14 protein-coding genes are annotated in these 15,864 nt (G+C 60.2%); 9 read left to right on the forward strand and 5 right to left on the reverse strand.

What is annotated here, in order from left to right; translation table 11 throughout:
• Positions 1–87: 87 nt before the first annotated feature.
• Together ACIOWE_RS13175 and ACIOWE_RS13180 are read right to left on the reverse strand one after the other, a co-directional pair.
• Positions 88–1,737, reverse strand: coding sequence for an acyl-CoA dehydrogenase family protein (locus ACIOWE_RS13175; protein WP_401391842.1), 1,650 nt, complete (start codon positions 1,735–1,737; stop codon positions 88–90).
• A 94-nt stretch (positions 1,738–1,831) separates the two neighbouring features.
• Complete coding sequence (locus ACIOWE_RS13180; RefSeq protein ID WP_401391844.1) at positions 1,832–4,186, reverse strand: 7TM diverse intracellular signaling domain-containing protein; 2,355 nt, start codon at positions 4,184–4,186, stop codon at positions 1,832–1,834.
• A gap of 347 nt (positions 4,187–4,533) precedes the next feature.
• Between ACIOWE_RS13180 and ACIOWE_RS13185 the strand changes: the two genes are divergently transcribed.
• The 4 genes from ACIOWE_RS13185 (at position 4,534) to ACIOWE_RS13200 (ending at position 8,053) form a co-directional block, all read left to right on the forward strand.
• Positions 4,534–5,331 carry a hydroxymethylpyrimidine/phosphomethylpyrimidine kinase gene (locus ACIOWE_RS13185; protein ID WP_047303578.1) on the forward strand — a complete coding sequence of 266 codons (798 nt, stop codon included), beginning with the start codon at positions 4,534–4,536 and terminating at the stop codon, positions 5,329–5,331.
• A 17-nt stretch (positions 5,332–5,348) separates the two neighbouring features.
• On the forward strand, positions 5,349–5,972 hold the full coding sequence (thiE, locus tag ACIOWE_RS13190) for a thiamine phosphate synthase (RefSeq protein WP_401391847.1): 624 nt from the start codon (positions 5,349–5,351) through the stop codon (positions 5,970–5,972).
• 17 nt (positions 5,973–5,989) lie between these two features.
• The gene (hemL, locus tag ACIOWE_RS13195; RefSeq protein ID WP_401391850.1) at positions 5,990–7,273 is read left to right on the forward strand and encodes a glutamate-1-semialdehyde 2,1-aminomutase; all 1,284 of its coding nucleotides are present in this window, start codon (positions 5,990–5,992) and stop codon (positions 7,271–7,273) included.
• 225 nt (positions 7,274–7,498) lie between these two features.
• Positions 7,499–8,053 carry a tetratricopeptide repeat protein gene (locus ACIOWE_RS13200; RefSeq protein WP_003228518.1) on the forward strand — a complete coding sequence of 185 codons (555 nt, stop codon included), beginning with the start codon at positions 7,499–7,501 and terminating at the stop codon, positions 8,051–8,053.
• Between the two features lie 165 nt (positions 8,054–8,218).
• Here ACIOWE_RS13200 and ACIOWE_RS13205 read toward each other — a convergent pair whose 3' ends face one another.
• Entirely contained in the window at positions 8,219–8,548 is a 330-nt protein-coding gene (locus ACIOWE_RS13205) for a DUF1820 family protein (protein WP_003185742.1), read from the reverse strand.
• A 133-nt stretch (positions 8,549–8,681) separates the two neighbouring features.
• Here ACIOWE_RS13205 and miaB point away from each other — a divergent pair, with 133 nt between their 5' ends.
• From miaB to lnt, 5 genes are all read left to right on the forward strand, one after another.
• Positions 8,682–10,010 (forward strand): tRNA (N6-isopentenyl adenosine(37)-C2)-methylthiotransferase MiaB, encoded by a 1,329-nt coding sequence (gene miaB, locus ACIOWE_RS13210; protein WP_095190302.1) that lies wholly within the window; start codon positions 8,682–8,684, stop codon positions 10,008–10,010.
• A 257-nt stretch (positions 10,011–10,267) separates the two neighbouring features.
• Entirely contained in the window at positions 10,268–11,266 is a 999-nt protein-coding gene (locus tag ACIOWE_RS13215; RefSeq protein WP_401391853.1) for a PhoH family protein, read from the forward strand.
• The gene (ybeY, locus tag ACIOWE_RS13220; RefSeq protein ID WP_179693633.1) at positions 11,259–11,753 is read left to right on the forward strand and encodes an rRNA maturation RNase YbeY; all 495 of its coding nucleotides are present in this window, start codon (positions 11,259–11,261) and stop codon (positions 11,751–11,753) included. Before ACIOWE_RS13215 ends, ybeY begins: the two co-directional genes overlap by 8 nt.
• A gap of 5 nt (positions 11,754–11,758) precedes the next feature.
• On the forward strand, positions 11,759–12,598 hold the full coding sequence (locus ACIOWE_RS13225) for an HlyC/CorC family transporter (RefSeq protein WP_007909641.1): 840 nt from the start codon (positions 11,759–11,761) through the stop codon (positions 12,596–12,598).
• Positions 12,599–12,615: 17 nt separating this feature from the next.
• Positions 12,616–14,139, forward strand: a complete 1,524-nt coding sequence (gene lnt, locus ACIOWE_RS13230; protein WP_401391857.1) for an apolipoprotein N-acyltransferase — start codon at positions 12,616–12,618, stop codon at positions 14,137–14,139.
• A 106-nt stretch (positions 14,140–14,245) separates the two neighbouring features.
• Here lnt and ACIOWE_RS13235 read toward each other — a convergent pair whose 3' ends face one another.
• Positions 14,246–15,025: a YdcF family protein gene (locus tag ACIOWE_RS13235; RefSeq protein ID WP_401391860.1), complete on the reverse strand. Its 780-nt coding sequence runs from the start codon at positions 15,023–15,025 to the stop codon at positions 14,246–14,248.
• Between the two features lie 105 nt (positions 15,026–15,130).
• The gene (locus tag ACIOWE_RS13240) at positions 15,131–15,454 is read right to left on the reverse strand and encodes a hypothetical protein (protein ID WP_201236680.1); all 324 of its coding nucleotides are present in this window, start codon (positions 15,452–15,454) and stop codon (positions 15,131–15,133) included.
• Positions 15,455–15,864: the final 410 nt, after the last annotated feature.

Consider the following 15,864-nt stretch of genomic DNA (forward strand, 5'->3'; position numbering starts at 1 on the left):
GCGATAGCGATGTATCAGTCGACATTTGCATTGGCGGGTACACCGCTTTCGCGAGCAGGCTCACTCCTACAGGGGATTTGTGTTGGGTCAGAAACCTTGTGGGGTCGAGCGGGCGACGATGGATTCGATGTCGAGGCCTCGCGGTAAAGCGCCGTAGGCGCGGCCACCACCGCTCAGGCGGCTGGCAATGAAGGCATCACTCACCGCCGAATTCCCCGCCTCCAGCAATAACTTCGCCTGCAAGCCGAGGGCGATGTCCTCGGTCAACTGCCGCGCCCGATACTGAATGTCGCTCGTATCCTTGAACTGCGCCTGCAACTGCTGAATGTGTGCGGCAAGCCGTTTGTCGCCATGCCCGTCACCGAGTTCGCTGAACAGTACATCCAGTACACCCGGTTCTTTCGACAGCGCGCGCAACACGTCGAGGCACTGCACGTTGCCCGAGCCTTCCCACGTCGAATTCACCGGCGCTTCACGATACAGCCGCGGCAGAATGCTCTCCTCGACATACCCCGCGCCGCCCATGCATTCAGCGGCTTCGTTGATCATTGCCGGCGCACGTTTGCAGATCCAGTATTTGCCCACCGCCGTCACCAGCCGGGCGAATTGCGCTTCGTGGCGATCATCCAGATGATCCAGCGCCTTGCCCATGCGCAGGCTCAGCGCCAGTGCGGCTTCGCTTTCCAGGGCCAGATCGGCCAGCACGTTTTGCATCAACGGCTGTTCGCTGAGCAATTTGCCGCCCACTTGGCGATGCGCGCAGTGATGGCTGGCCTGGGTCAGGGCTTGGCGCATCAACGAACTGGAACCGACCATGCAATCAAAACGGGTCATCGCCACCATCTCGATAATCGTCGGCACACCACGGCCCTCCTCCCCGACCATCCATGCCAGCGCCCCGCGAAACTCGACTTCGCTGGAGGCGTTGGACTGGTTGCCAAGTTTGTTTTTCAGCCGCTGGATGTAGAACTGATTGCGCGTGTCATCGGGGCGATGGCGTGGCAGGAGGAAACAAGTCAGGCCTTTGTCGGTCTGCGCCAGGGTCAGGAATGCATCGCACATCGGCGCCGAGCAGAACCATTTGTGCCCGACCAGCTCATAGGCTTGGCCCGGACCACTGGCGCCTACTGGATAAGCCTTGGTGGTGTTGGCGCGCACGTCGGTGCCGCCCTGTTTTTCGGTCATGGCCATGCCGATGGTGACACCAGCCTTGTGCGCCATGCCGACATTTCGCGGGTCGTATTCGGTGGCGAGGACTTTCGGCAACCACTGCCCGGCCAGATCCGGCTGCAAACGCAAGGCCGGGACACTGGCGAATGTCATGGTCAACGGGCAACCGCTGCCAGCCTCGGCCTGACTGTGCAGGTAGCTCATGGAGGCGCGGGCGACATGCGCGCCATCCTGCGGATGGGTCCAGGGCAGCGAGGTCAGGCCATGCTCGATCGCGGTGCGCATCAGCTCGTGATAGGCCGGATGAAATTCCACCAGATCGATGCGATGACCGTAGCGGTCATGGCTGGCGAACGTTGGTTTGTTCTGATTGGCGAGGAACCCGGCTTCCATCAACGGCCCGCCGGCCAGTGCGCCGTAAGCGTCGATCCGCGACTCGGCCCAACCGGCGCCGAACCTGCGCGACCACTCCTGCAAAGGCAGGTCGATGCGATAGAGGTTGGTGCCGTCCAGCGACGGCGGCTGGTTAGTGACTTCGTGGGTTTCGGCGAACTGATGCAGGTTCATGACGGGCTCCTTCTTCAGCGAGAAGGTCAGTTAAGCACCGCCCAAACGCCGAACAAAGTGTCATATCCGCCGAATTTGCGGCGCTTTTACCCTATCAACAACACAAAACCCGTCGCGTCAGCGCTGACTGCAAATCTTCGAATTTCACTGGCTTGTTCAAGTAGTCGATCACCGCGCCCGTGGTGCAGAGTTCACGATCCGCGCTCAGCGCCAGCATGAACACCGGCAGGTGCGCACAGCCCGGCAAGGCGTGAATCTGGCAGCACAACGACGCACCGTCGTGAGCCGGCAACTGACAATCGATCAGCACAGCATCGACGATTTCGCGCTGCAGGCAATCGAGCGCCGCCGCGCCGTTGTCAGCGGTGCGCACGCGGAAACCGAGTTTGAGCAGCATGCCGCGCATCACCAGTTGGTTGACGCTGTTGTCATCCACCAGCAGCACCGTGCAGTCCTGCGGCGCGCGCAGGCAATCACGCGAAGACGCGGGGATTGGCGCGGGCTCGACCACCGGCAGGTCAAATTCGACGTCCAGCTGAAAACGGCTGCCACGCCCCGGCTCGGAGCGGTGGGTCAGTTTGCCGCCGAGCAGTTCGACCAATTGTCGGCAGATCGCCAACCCGACACCCAGACCGCCGTATTCGCGGGTCATCGAGCCGTCGAGCTGGAAGAAACGCTGATACATGGTCGCCTCGCCGAGATCGGTAAAACCGATGCCGGTGTCGATCACCGCAAACGACAGCGCCAGACGATTATCCGTCGACGGTTTGCCCGTCACTCGCAGCGCCAGACCACCGACGCGGGTGAATTTGATCGCGTTATCGAGCAGGCATTCCAGACATTGCGCGAGTTTCGCGCTGTCGCCGTGCAAACGATCCGGCAGGGTCGGCAGCACGTCGACCTTGAAGTCCAGCGACTTGCTGCTGGCGTTGCCATCGAACTGCACGCGCAAGGCCTCGACCACACCGCGCAGGCTGAAACTGCCCGGCGAGGCCTTGAGCTTGCCGGCCTGCAATTCAGTGAGAGTGAGGATCCCGTTGACCATACGCATCATGTCCCGGGCAGAACCGGCGGCGGTCTGCTGATATTGCTCAAGCTCGGGATCCAGTTCGACGGTCTGCATCAGTTCCAGCGAACCGATCACGCCGTTCATCGGGGTGCGCAGTTCGTGGGTCAGGGTCGCGAGGAATTCGTCCTTGAGCTTGTTGCTGTGGGCCAGTTGCTGGTTGAGCACTTCGAGTTTCTGACCGGCGTCGAACAATGTCTGCGCCTGTTGCTCGCGCATCGCGTTGATGCGATCGGCCAGCGCCAGCGACAGCAGCGCCACTTCGATGGCCGAGCCGATCTGGCTGGCGTACATGGTCAGGAACACGTTCGGCAGTAAACCCAAGACCATCAGCGTGTTGATCACGCCACCGAGCAGGAACGCCGACCAGGCGATGATGAAGTAACGCGCCACACGCAGGCCGCGCCACCAGGCGAGAATCCCGGCGGCGAAGATCACCACGGTGAAGGTCAACGCCAGTGTTGTCGCCAGGCGCAGAGCCAAGGCGTAACTGGTCATCAGCGACAGGCCAATGACCAATGCACCGAACGCGATCAGTCCGATCAACAAGCGGTCGAGCCAGGGGCTGTGGGTCTTGGTCTGCAAAAAGCTGCGGGCGAACTGGCTGCCGAAAAGCCCGGCGCAACCGATGAAGAATGGCGTCGCGGCGTTGGCCCACCACGGGTTATCTGGCCAGAAATACTCGACCGCCGCGCCGTTCACCGACAATTGATAGAGGCCGAACGAGGCGATATAGAAGATGTAATAGAGGTAACTGGTGTCGCGCACACTGAGGTAGATGAACAGGTTGTAGACCAGCATCCCCAGCAGCACACCATAAATGATGCCCAGCACATACAGGCGCACTGGCTGGTCTTCGAGATACGCGGTGCTCGACCATAAGGTCACTGGCGCCTGGATCGAGCCTTCGCTGGCCAGTCGCAGGTAGACGGTCTGTTGTTGATCCGGTTCGAAGGCCAGGTCGAACAGGTAATTGTTCTGGCGGATCTCGCGACTGGCGAACGGCAAGGCGTCACCGGTTTGCCGGATCAGACGATAGTCGCCATTGGCATCGGGCAGGTACAGGTCGAGGTGGTCGAGCGGCGGATAGGCCAATTCCAGCAGCCAGGTGCGCTGCGCGGCCGGATTGCTCGGGCGGTAATGCAGATCGATTTTCAGCCAGAACGCCGAACGCGAATACCCGGCATTGAGCGTGGCTTTGTCGTGGGGTTTGAAATTGCCGGCAGCCGCTTGCGCGCGGACATCGGCAATGCTCGCCTGACCGCTCGGGTCTTCGAACACTTGCAGCGACCGGCCCAGAGGGAGGCTCTGGGTGAATTCGTCGAATTCGACGGCGCTCGCCATGAGGGGCAAGCAGAACAACAACATCAGCAAATAGCGCATTGAAGCCCCAGCGTGGCTCGTCCGGTTGTGTCAGGAAGCCCCCCCATTCCCTTTGAGTAGACGTAAAACCGGTATTACCTGTTATTGGTTTGGATCCAGACTAGCATAGCCGTTGATGGCCATTGAGCACCATCGAAATTTTCCCAACAAAGGCTCTAGAACGGGCGTTTCAGAGCAAAGCAGCGAGCTAGAGCTGTTGGATTGGTCAGGAAGATCAAAAGATCGCAGCCTTCGGCAGCTCCTACATTGGAATACGTTCCCTGCAGGAGCTGCCGAAGGCTGCGATCTTTTGATCTTGCTCTGTCACCTACCCCCGAAAATCAGCTTTGGTGGTAAGCTCGCGCACCATGAATATCTACAGCTCCCGCCCCGTTGTCCTCTGTCTCTCCGGCCACGACCCCAGTGGTGGCGCCGGCTTGCAGGCAGATATCGAAGCCCTGCTCGCGCAGGGTTGCCATGCGGCTCCGGCCGTCACCGCCCTGACCGTGCAAGACACCGTCAATGTCACTGACTTTCGCGTCCTCGACCGTGAGTGGGTACTGGCCCAGGCCAATGCCGTGCTCAACGACTCCGAAGTCGCTGCAGTCAAACTGGGCATGCTCGGTTCGCTGGAGATGGTCGACACCGTTGTCGAACTGCTTTCTGCGCACCCGCACTTGCCGGTGGTCTGCGACCCGGTGCTGCGCGCCGGTGGCGGCGGACGACTGGGCAAGGACGAAGTCGGTTATGCGATGCGCGAGCGTCTGCTGCCGCTGTCGATCATTGCCACCCCTAACCTTCCCGAAGCCCGCATCCTCGCAGAACTGCCCGAAGGCACCGCGGACGAGTGCGCTGAAAAACTCCTGCCGTTCGTCAAAAACCTGCTGATCACTGGCGGCCACGGCGACGAAACTGAAATCCACAATCGCCTGTACAGCCGTGATGGCTTGCGTGAAACCTTCTACTGCCAGCGTTTGCCGGGCAGTTATCACGGTTCCGGTTGTACCCTGGCCAGTGCGCTGGCCGGTCGTCTGGCACAAGGCGAAAACCTCGCAAGCGCCGTGCGCTCTGCTCTGGATTACACCTGGCGCACCCTGCGCGATGCCGAACAACTGGGCAAAGGCCAGTTCGTGCCGCGTCGCCTGCCGCTGGATTTCTGCTCGTGACGTCGTGAGGTCTGCCCATGAAACTACGTGGCCTGTATGCCATCACCGACAGCGAATTGCTGGCCGGCAAGTTTCTGTCTTACGTGGAGGCGGCGCTGGAAGGCGGCGTCACTCTGCTGCAATACCGCGACAAGAGCAGTGACGAAGCCCGCCGCTTGCGTGAGGCCGAAGCGCTGCGCGATCTGTGCGAGCGCTACAAGACGCAGTTGATCATCAACGATGACGCCGAACTGGCTGCACGCCTCAACGTCGGCGTGCACCTTGGCCAGTCCGACGGCCCGCTGTCGCCGACCCGCGCCCTGCTCGGCTCAAAAGCGATCATCGGTTCGACCTGCCACGCACAAATCGCCCTGGCCGAACAAGCGGCCAAGGAAGGTGCGAGTTACGTCGCCTTCGGTCGCTTCTTCAACTCCAACACCAAACCCGGCGCGCCGACGTGCAGCCTTGATCTGCTCGACGAAGCCAAGCGCACGCTGCACCTGCCAATCTGCGCGATCGGCGGCATCACCCTCGACAACGCGGCGCCATTAGTCGCCCACGGCGTTGATCTGCTGGCCGTCGTGCATGGCCTGTTCGGCGCTGAAAGCACCGCCGAAGTGACGCGCCGCGCCCGCGCATTCAACGAATTGTTCAAATCCTGATTTTTGAGAGCCCGATCATGTCTCGTTCCGAAACCCTGTTTGCCAATGCCCAGAAACACATTCCCGGTGGCGTGAACTCGCCGGTTCGCGCATTCAAGAGCGTTGGCGGCACGCCGCTATTCTTCAAACACGCCGAAGGCGCCTACGTCACTGACGAAGACGACAAGCGTTATGTCGATTACGTGGGCTCGTGGGGTCCGATGATCCTCGGCCACAGCCACCCGGACGTGCTGGACGCGGTGCGCAATCAGCTGCAACACGGCTTGTCGTACGGCGCGCCGACTGCGATGGAAACCGAGATGGCCGACCTGGTCTGCTCGCTGGTGCCATCGATGGACATGGTACGCATGGTCAGCTCCGGCACCGAAGCGACCATGAGTGCAATCCGTCTGGCCCGTGGTTACACCGGCCGCGACAGCATCATCAAGTTCGAAGGCTGCTACCACGGCCACTCCGACAGCCTGCTGGTCAAGGCCGGTTCCGGCGCACTGACTCAAGGCGTGCCGAGTTCGGCAGGCGTACCGGCGGCATTCGCCAAACACACCCTGACCCTGCCGTTCAACGACATCGATGCCGTTGAGAAAATGCTCGGTGAAGTCGGCCAGGACGTGGCATGCATCATCGTCGAGCCAGTGGCCGGCAACATGAACTGCGTGCCACCGGCGCCAGGTTTCCTCGAAGGCCTGCGCTCGCTGTGCGACAAGCACGGCGTGGTGCTGATTTTCGACGAAGTGATGACCGGTTTTCGCGTTGCCCTCGGCGGTGCCCAGGCGCACTACGGCGTCAACCCTGACCTGACCACGTTTGGCAAGATCATCGGTGGCGGCATGCCGGTCGGCTGCTTCGGCGGCAAACGCGAAATCATGGAGCGCATCGCGCCACTGGGCCCGGTGTATCAGGCCGGCACGCTGTCGGGTAACCCGCTGGCCATGGCTGCCGGTTTGACCACCCTGCGCCTGATCAGCCGCCCGGGTTTCCACGCCGAGCTGACCGACTACACCACGCGCCTGCTCGACGGCCTGCAACAACGTGCTGATGCCGCAGGCATTCCGTTCGTGACCACGCAGGCGGGCGGCATGTTCGGTTTGTACTTCAGCGGCGCTGACGACATCGTCACTTTTGAAGACGTGATGGCCAGCGACGCAGCCCTGTTCGGGCGTTTCTTCCACCTGATGCTGGAAGGCGGCGTGTACCTGGCACCGAGCGCTTTCGAAGCCGGTTTCACCTCGATCGCTCATGGCGAGGCTGAGTTGAAAATCACCCTGGACGCTGCCGAGCGCGCCTTCGCGGCACTGAAGTAATTGCCGTACCGCTGACGTTGGCTATCGCCAGCGTCAGCTTTTACCTACGTCCACGCCGTTTTTCCCACGCCTCTGCCAGGAAACCGCCAGAAAGTGGGCGATATATTCCCCGCGCAGCAGAAAAACGAGTAAAGACTTTGTAAGGTTGGCCCTGCTTATTTCATAATGCGCGCTTATTGGATCCCTCGATGGGTCCGCGTGCCCTTCAGAGGTAAGTCGATTCCCATGAACCGCACCGGCCGCACCCTTGCCTTGGGCTGCCTGTTGCTCCTTCAGCCCCTGCTCGCGCATGCACAAGCAGGCGGCAACTCGTTGTTGATCCCGGCGATGGGTCGTTGCACCCTCAATACTCAGCCGCAAGACGTCACGCAGGCACTGGCCGCCTGCCAGAAAGCGGCGGACGAAGGGGATGCGCAAGCGCAATACGAGTTGGGTGAGTTCTACTACGACGGCAAGAACGCGCCGCGCGACCTCAATCAAGCCCTGAGCTATTTCGAAAAGGCCTCGCTGCAAGGCCACGCTCAGGCGCAATTCAAGCTCGGCACCATGTTCTTCCACGGCGAAGGCGTGCAGGCCAACAATATTCAGGCGTACATCGTGCTGAAGATGGCCGCGGTCAACGGCGCCGAAGATGCGCTGGATACGGCCGACGAAGTCTCCGAGAAAATGTCCCGCGAAGATCTCGAAACCGCTACTCAGGTGCTCGGGCAAATTTTCCGTAAATACCTGATGGAATTGCAGAGCGCCGATGGGCGTACGCCGTTCTCGCCATTGCCTTAAGGGCCTTTGTGGCGAGGGAGCTTGCTCCCGCTGGGGTGCGAAGCAGCCCTAAACCATGCAATCACCTTTTCCTGATAGACCGCAGAGCCTGGCTTTGCGACTGCTGCGCAGCCGAGCGGGAGCAAGCTCCCTCGCCACAGATTGATTCCAATCCAGAATCTGCTGTTACTTCTCAGGCATCGGCATCGGGAACGGCATGACGTTGCCGACCGCGCCGCGGGCTTCGCTGATTTTCGGGGTGCCCAGACGTTCCACTTCGTCGATGCGCACAATCGAATGCATCGGCACAAAGCTGCGCACCACGCCTTCGAACTGCGCCTTGAGCTTTTCTTCGCTCGGATCGACGACCACTTGCGTGCGCTCGCCAAAGACGAACTCTTCCACTTCCAGAAAACCCCACAGATCACTTTGATAGATCTGCTTGGCGTACATTTCGAACACCTGGCCCTGGTTGAGGAAAATCACCTTATAGATTGGAGCTTCGCGTTTGGTCATGGCGGGGGGATAACGTCGGGGATAAAAATGAGGGCGCAAACTATAGCATAGCCACCGGACGCACAGCGGTAGGAACCTGAGGGCTTGTTCCCTATAATGCGCGGTTCTTTGAATCACGTGACGACACTAATCCATGGCCAAGAAGCTTTACATCGAAACCCACGGTTGCCAGATGAACGAGTACGACAGCTCGCGCATGGTCGATCTGCTGGGTGAACATCAGGCCCTGGAAGTCACCGCGCGTGCGGAAGACGCCGACGTGATTCTGCTCAACACCTGCTCGATCCGCGAGCGCGCACAGGATCGCGTGTACTCACAGCTCGGCCGCTGGCGCGAACTGAAACTGGCCAACCCGGAGATGGTAATCGCGGTCGGCGGTTGCGTGGCCAGCCAGGAAGGCGCGGCGATCCGTGATCGCGCCCCGTACGTCGACGTGGTGTTCGGCCCGCAGACCCTGCACCGCTTGCCGGAAATGATCGACGCCGCGCGCAGCACCAAGCTGCCGCAGGTCGACGTGTCATTCCCTGAAATCGAAAAATTCGACCACTTGCCCGAACCGCGCATCGACGGCCCGAGCGCCTATGTGTCGGTGATGGAAGGCTGCAGCAAGTACTGCACGTTCTGCGTGGTCCCTTATACCCGTGGCGAAGAAGTCAGCCGGCCGTTCGACGACGTGATCGCCGAAATTATTCACCTCGCCGAAAACGGTGTGCGTGAAGTGACCCTGCTGGGGCAGAACGTCAACGGCTATCGCGGCACCACCCACGACGGTCGCCTGGCGGATCTCGCCGAACTGATCCGCGTGGTTGCCGCCGTCGATGGCATCGACCGCATCCGCTACACCACCTCGCACCCGCTGGAGTTCTCCGACAGCCTGATCCAGGCCCACGCCGACGTGCCGGAACTGGTCAAGCACCTGCACTTGCCGGTGCAATCGGGTTCGGACCGGATTCTGGCGGCGATGAAACGCAACCACACGGCACTTGAGTACAAATCCAAGCTACGCAAACTGCGCGCGGCGGTGCCGGGCATCTGCATCAGTTCGGACTTCATCGTCGGCTTCCCCGGCGAGACCGAGAAAGATTTCGAACAGACCATGAAGCTGATTGCCGACGTCGGTTTCGACTTTTCCTACTCGTTCGTTTACAGCCAGCGCCCGGGCACCCCGGCTGCCGATCTGGCGGACGACACGCCGGAAGAGCTGAAGAAAGAACGTCTGAACGCGCTGCAGCATCGCTTGAATCAGCAAGGTTTCGAGATCAGCCGACAAATGGTCGGTTCGATCCAGCGCATTCTGGTGACAGATTACTCGAAGAAAGACCCGGGCGAGTTACAAGGGCGCACCGAGAATAATCGAATCGTCAACTTCCGCTGCGACAATCCAACCCTGATCGGTCAGTTCGCCGACGTGCACATCGACGCGGCACAACCGCACTCGCTGCGCGGCTCGCTGATCCAGTAACACAGGAACATGCGGGGATAGATCGCTTTTGTGGCGAGGGAGCTTGCTCCCGCTCGGTTGCGCAGCAGCCGCAAACCAGACGCCGCAATCATCCTGAAAGATTGAGGCTGGAGGATTTGGGAGTGCTTCGCACTCCAGCGGGAGCAAGCTCCCTCGCCACAGTTATCTGGTGAGACTGTTTTAAGAGCTTTCGCACCCAAGCCTCTGGCGTTATCCTTGATTTCATCTTAATTGCCCCAGGGCGGCTAAATACGACCTTGAACGCACCCATAGAACCACATCGTTTTATCCTCGAGCCCTTTGAGGCTCGCCGCTTCGCCAATCTGTGCGGGCAGTTCGACGAGCATCTGCGCTTGATCGAACAGCGCCTGACCATCGAGATCCGCAACCGCGGAAACCAGTTCGAGCTGATCGGCGACCCCAAGCACACCACGTCTGCGGAAAACCTGCTGCGCCGCCTGTACCGGGAAACCAAGGGTACCGAGCTGTCGCCAGACATGGTGCACCTGTTCCTCCAGGAATCGGCCGTCGTCGAACTGGACAACCATGCCCCCGCCGAAGCTTCCGTCGCCCTGCGTACCAAGAAAGGCATGATTCGCCCTCGCGGCTTGAATCAGCTGCGCTACGTGAAGGAAATCCTCGGCAACGACATCAACTTCGGCATTGGCCCGGCCGGTACCGGCAAGACCTATCTGGCCGTGGCTTGCGCCGTCGATGCCCTAGAGCGCGAGCAGATCCGCCGTATCCTGCTGGTGCGTCCGGCGGTTGAAGCGGGTGAAAAACTCGGTTTCCTGCCCGGTGACCTGTCGCAGAAAATCGACCCGTACCTGCGCCCGCTCTACGACGCACTTTACGAAATGCTCGGCTTCGAATACGTCGCCAAGCTGATCGAACGTCAGGTGATCGAAGTCGCACCGCTGGCCTACATGCGCGGCCGTACGCTGAACAACAGCTTCATCATTCTCGACGAAAGCCAGAACACCACCGTCGAGCAAATGAAGATGTTCCTGACCCGGATCGGCTTCGGCTCAACAGCGGTCATCACCGGTGACATCACCCAGGTCGACCTGCCGAAAGGCACCAAGTCCGGTCTGCACCATGTGATCGAAGTGCTCAAGGACGTACCGGGCATCAGCTTCACGCATTTCATGCCCAAAGACGTTGTGCGCCACCCGTTGGTGCAGCGAATTGTCGAAGCTTACGAGCGCTTCGAAAACCGTGACGACGCGCCCAAGGACACTTCGCGAAATGCTTGAGCTAGACCTGCAAATCGCCACTGAAGCGAGCGCCCCGAGTGAAGCCGAGTTCCGCCAATGGTGCGAACTGGCGCTGCGCCAACGCACCGCCGACTCGGAAATGACCATTCGCCTGGTCGACGAGGAAGAAGGTCGCGAGCTCAATCACACCTGGCGTCACAAGGATTACGCGACCAACGTCCTGTCGTTCCCCGCCGAAGTACCCGACGAGTTTCTCGACATCCCGCTGCTGGGCGATCTGGTGATCTGCGTGGCCGTGGTCGAGCGCGAAGCCGCTGAACAAGGCAAGGAACTAAAGGCGCACTGGGCACATCTGGTCATTCACGGCTGCTTGCATCTGCTGGGTTACGACCATATAGATGACGAAGAAGCCGAAGAAATGGAAGCACTGGAACGCGAGTTGCTTGCTGAACTCGGGTATCCCGATCCGTACGCGGACGACGAAACCGAAACATCCCCTATCGTTACAACAAAGGATTCAGAGTAATCGCTATGAGCGAAGATCGATCGAGCAACGGGCAGAAGTCCTGGCTGGGTAAACTGACCCAGGCTTTTGCCCACGAGCCGAAGAACCGTCAGGAGCTGCTTGAGCTGCTGCGCGATGCACATCAAAACAAGCTGCTGGACAGCGAAGCGCTGGCCATCGTCGAAGGCGCCATTCAGGTGGCTGATCTGCAAGTACGCGACATCATGGTGCCGCGTTCGCAGATGATCAGCATCAAGGCGACCCAGACACCCCGTGAATTCCTCCCCGCCGTGGTCGACTCGGCCCACTCGCGCTACCCGGTCATCGGCGAAAGCCACGATGACGTGATGGGCGTGCTGCTGGCCAAGGATCTGCTGCCGCTGATCCTTAAAGAGAATGGCGACAGCTTCAACATCAAGGATCTGCTGCGCCCGGCCACTTTCGTGCCGGAGTCCAAGCGTCTGAACGTGTTGTTGCGTGAGTTCCGCGCCAACCACAATCACATGGCCATCGTCATCGACGAATACGGTGGTGTGGCGGGTCTGGTGACCATCGAAGACGTGCTGGAACAGATCGTCGGCGACATCGAAGACGAGCACGACGTCGAAGAAGACAGCTACATCAAGCCGCTGCCAAGCGGTGACTTCCTGATCAAGGCCCTGACGCCGATCGAGAACTTCAACGAGTTTTTCGACAGCGAATTCTCCGACGACGAGTTCGATACCGTCGGCGGCCTGGTGATGAGCGCGTTCGGGCACTTGCCAAAACGCAATGAAATCACTGAAATCGGCGCCTATCGTTTCCGCATCCTGAATGCCGACAGCCGTCGGATTCATTTGCTGCGACTGACCCCAATCGCCCGGTAAAAAATCTAAGGACTGAAATGCGCTGGACAACCCGCCCCGGCTGGCCCGGTAACCTGCTGGCCGTGGCGGCCGGTGCAATCACCACTTTCGCGCTGGCACCGTTCGATATCTGGCCGCTGGCTTTGCTGGCGGTCGGCTTGTTCTATGCCGGTTTGCGCGAGCTGAGTCCACGTCAGGCACTCGGCCGTGGCTGGTGCTTCGGTTTCGGTCTGTTCGGCGCCGGGACCAGCTGGATCTACTACAGCATCCACCACTTCGGCGGCGCTTCGGTTCTGCTGGCCGGGTTCCTGATGCTGCTGTTCACGGCGGCGATTGCCTGGTTCTTCGCCCTGCCCGCCTGGCTCTGGGCGCGCTGGCTGCGTCGCAACGAGGCGCCACTGGCCGACGCTCTGGCGTTTGCTGCGTTGTGGGTGGGCCAGGAAGCGTTTCGCGGCTGGTTCCTCACCGGATTCCCGTGGCTGTATTCCGGCTATAGTCAACTCGACGGCCCACTGGCCGGTCTCGCGCCAGTCGGCGGCATGTGGTTGGTGTCATTTGTTCTGGCACTGACCGCGGCACTGATCTACAACGCGCCGCGTCTGCTGCAAACCGGCCGCAAAGTTTTTGTTGCAGTGGGTCTATTGTTGCTGGTCGGGCCATGGGTGGCGGGCATTGCACTCAAGGGCCACGCCTGGACCAGCCCGTCCGGCGCGCCGCTGACCGTTGCCGCGATCCAGGGCAATGTCGAACAAAGCATGAAGTGGGACCCGGCGCAGCTCAACGCGCAACTGGCGCTTTATCGCGACCTGAGTTTCCGTTCGAAACCGGTGGACCTGCTGATCTGGCCGGAAACCGCCGTGCCGGTGCTCAAGGAGTCCGCCGAGGGCTACCTGAGCATGATGGGCAACTTCGCCGCCGAGCGTAAATCGGCGCTGATCACTGGCGTGCCAATCCGCGAAACGGTGCGCCACGAAAAACGCTTTTTCAACGGTATCACTGTCGTGGGCGAAGGCGACGGTACTTACCTGAAGCAAAAACTGGTGCCGTTCGGCGAATACGTGCCATTGCAGGACGTGTTGCGTGGGCTGATCGCGTTCTTCGACCTGCCGATGTCCGACTTTGCCCGTGGCCCGGCCGATCAGGCGCTGTTGCAAGCCAAGGGTTATCAGATTGCGCCGTTTATCTGCTACGAAGTGGTGTACCCCGAGTTCGCCGCCAGCCTGTCGGCGCGTAGCGATCTGTTGCTGACGATCAGCAACGACACCTGGTTCGGCACCTCGATCGGCCCGCTGCAACATTTGCAGATGGCACAGATGCGTGCACTGGAGGCCGGACGCTGGATGATCCGCGCCACCAACAACGGTGTGACCGGACTGATCAGCCCGTTCGGGCAGATCACCGAGCAGATTCCACAGTTCGAACAAGGCATTCTGTACGGCGAAGTGGTGCCGATGCATAACCTGACGCCGTATCTGCAATGGCGTTCGTGGCCGCTGATCATTGTGTGCTTACTGCTGTTTGGCTGGGCACTGATGGCCAGCCGGATGTCCAAGACCCTTTAAAAGCTTCGCGAGCAGGTCGAATCGTCGCACCGTCGCTCCCACATTTGGAATGGACTTCAATGTGGGAGCGAGCCTGCTCGCGAAGAGGGCATCAAAAAGCACCAAATCAATCCGGTGTGGCGTCACCTCGATAGAACAACGAGTACCCCACCTGCCCCACCGCTTCATTCAGCAACTGCCCGCTCTGCCAGATCGACTTGAACTCCGGCAGCCAGCCACCAAATGGCCGCGCATTGTCAGTGCCGAGAAAACCTACCGGCGCCGGCACCACTTCGAATCCGGCCTGCTCGAAACACCACACTGCGCGCGGCATGTGCCACGCCTGCGTCACCACGACCACACGCTTGACCCCTTGCGGCAACAGCATGTCGGCGCTGAACTTCGCGTTTTCCCACGTGGTGCGGCTTTCGCCTTCCTGCCAACGCACGCTCACGCCGAAATCATCCAGCAACGAATCCGCCATCAACTTCGCTTCGGTCGGCGGCGTACCGTAATGCAGGCCGCCACTGGTCAGAATCGGCAATCCCGAGGCCTTGGCCAACCGCGCCGCATAGCGCTGACGCTCAAGTCCCACACCGGTCGGCTGATCCTCACCCCAGGCCAGATCACCACGCTCGCGCCCGGAACCCAGCACCACAATGGCATCGGCCCGTTGCGCCAGCATCGCCCACTCTTCACGGGCCAGCGGCGGCTCGCGCTCCAGCGCCTTGGCGCCCCACTGCACAACCACCGGCAAGCTCATCAGCCAGAACCCGCCAAAACCAAGGGCAAAACACAGTCCAGCCAGGCGCGGCCGTGAGCGGCGCAGCCACCAGGCCAGCAGCAACAGCAGTAAAAGAATGCCGGGCGGCAATAAAAGTTGTTTGATGAAATAACGAAAAGGCATCGGGCATCTCCAAAGATGCCCGAAGCCTAAGTGGGTTAATACAACGCGACAACCGATAGGGTGGGATCCTGTTGAAAAAGATCCGTTTCTTGACCTGCCATGCGCTTACTTGGCCTGCAAAGCCCGCACCTTGACGGTGTCTTTGCGGGGCGCCTTGTCCTTGAGCCAGATGACCTTGGCCGAATGTGCTGCATCGAGTTGCTTCACTGCTTGCGACAAGCATCCGTGCGTTTCACGTTCACTGCGATCCAGATAGGCCTTGACCAGTTTGAACTCGGCGGGGCTCAAGCCACGCAATTCCAGTTCCAGGGGGCGCTCATCGCGCAGCCGGTCAGCGGTTTTTGCGGCATCCAGGGCCATGCCCAGACGGTTCATCAACCGCTCGTACAACTCAGGTTTCGTGACGTTTCTTTGCTGTTGCTCCACCATCCCTCACCTCATTGAAGATAAGACTCACTCCCCAGTTAGAGCTTAGCTTCGCTGCACAAACCGGCTGCACGCCGCGACCAACGGCCCTCGCCACGGATTGACCGGGCCAAACAGCTGTAATCAGGGTTTCCCTAGGCCAAGCGCGGTCATGTATGCTACGGCGCTTCCTGTAATTCCACTTCCAGCTCGTCCGGGCCATCCCGAAACCTGCGTTGAAGAGGATTAGGCCACCCCTATCCAGTACAAAAGTAGCCATGCACGAACAATATCAGCCCCGTGAAATCGAAGCCGCCGCCCAGTCGTTCTGGGACGAGCAAAAGTCCTTTGAAGTCAGTGAACAGCCAGGAAAGGAGACTTTCTACTTCCTGTCGATGTTCCATTACCCAAGCGGCAATCTACAAATGGGGCAC

Source organism: Pseudomonas sp. NPDC087598, assembly GCF_044743525.1.
Classification (GTDB): Bacteria; Pseudomonadota; Gammaproteobacteria; order Pseudomonadales; family Pseudomonadaceae; genus Aquipseudomonas.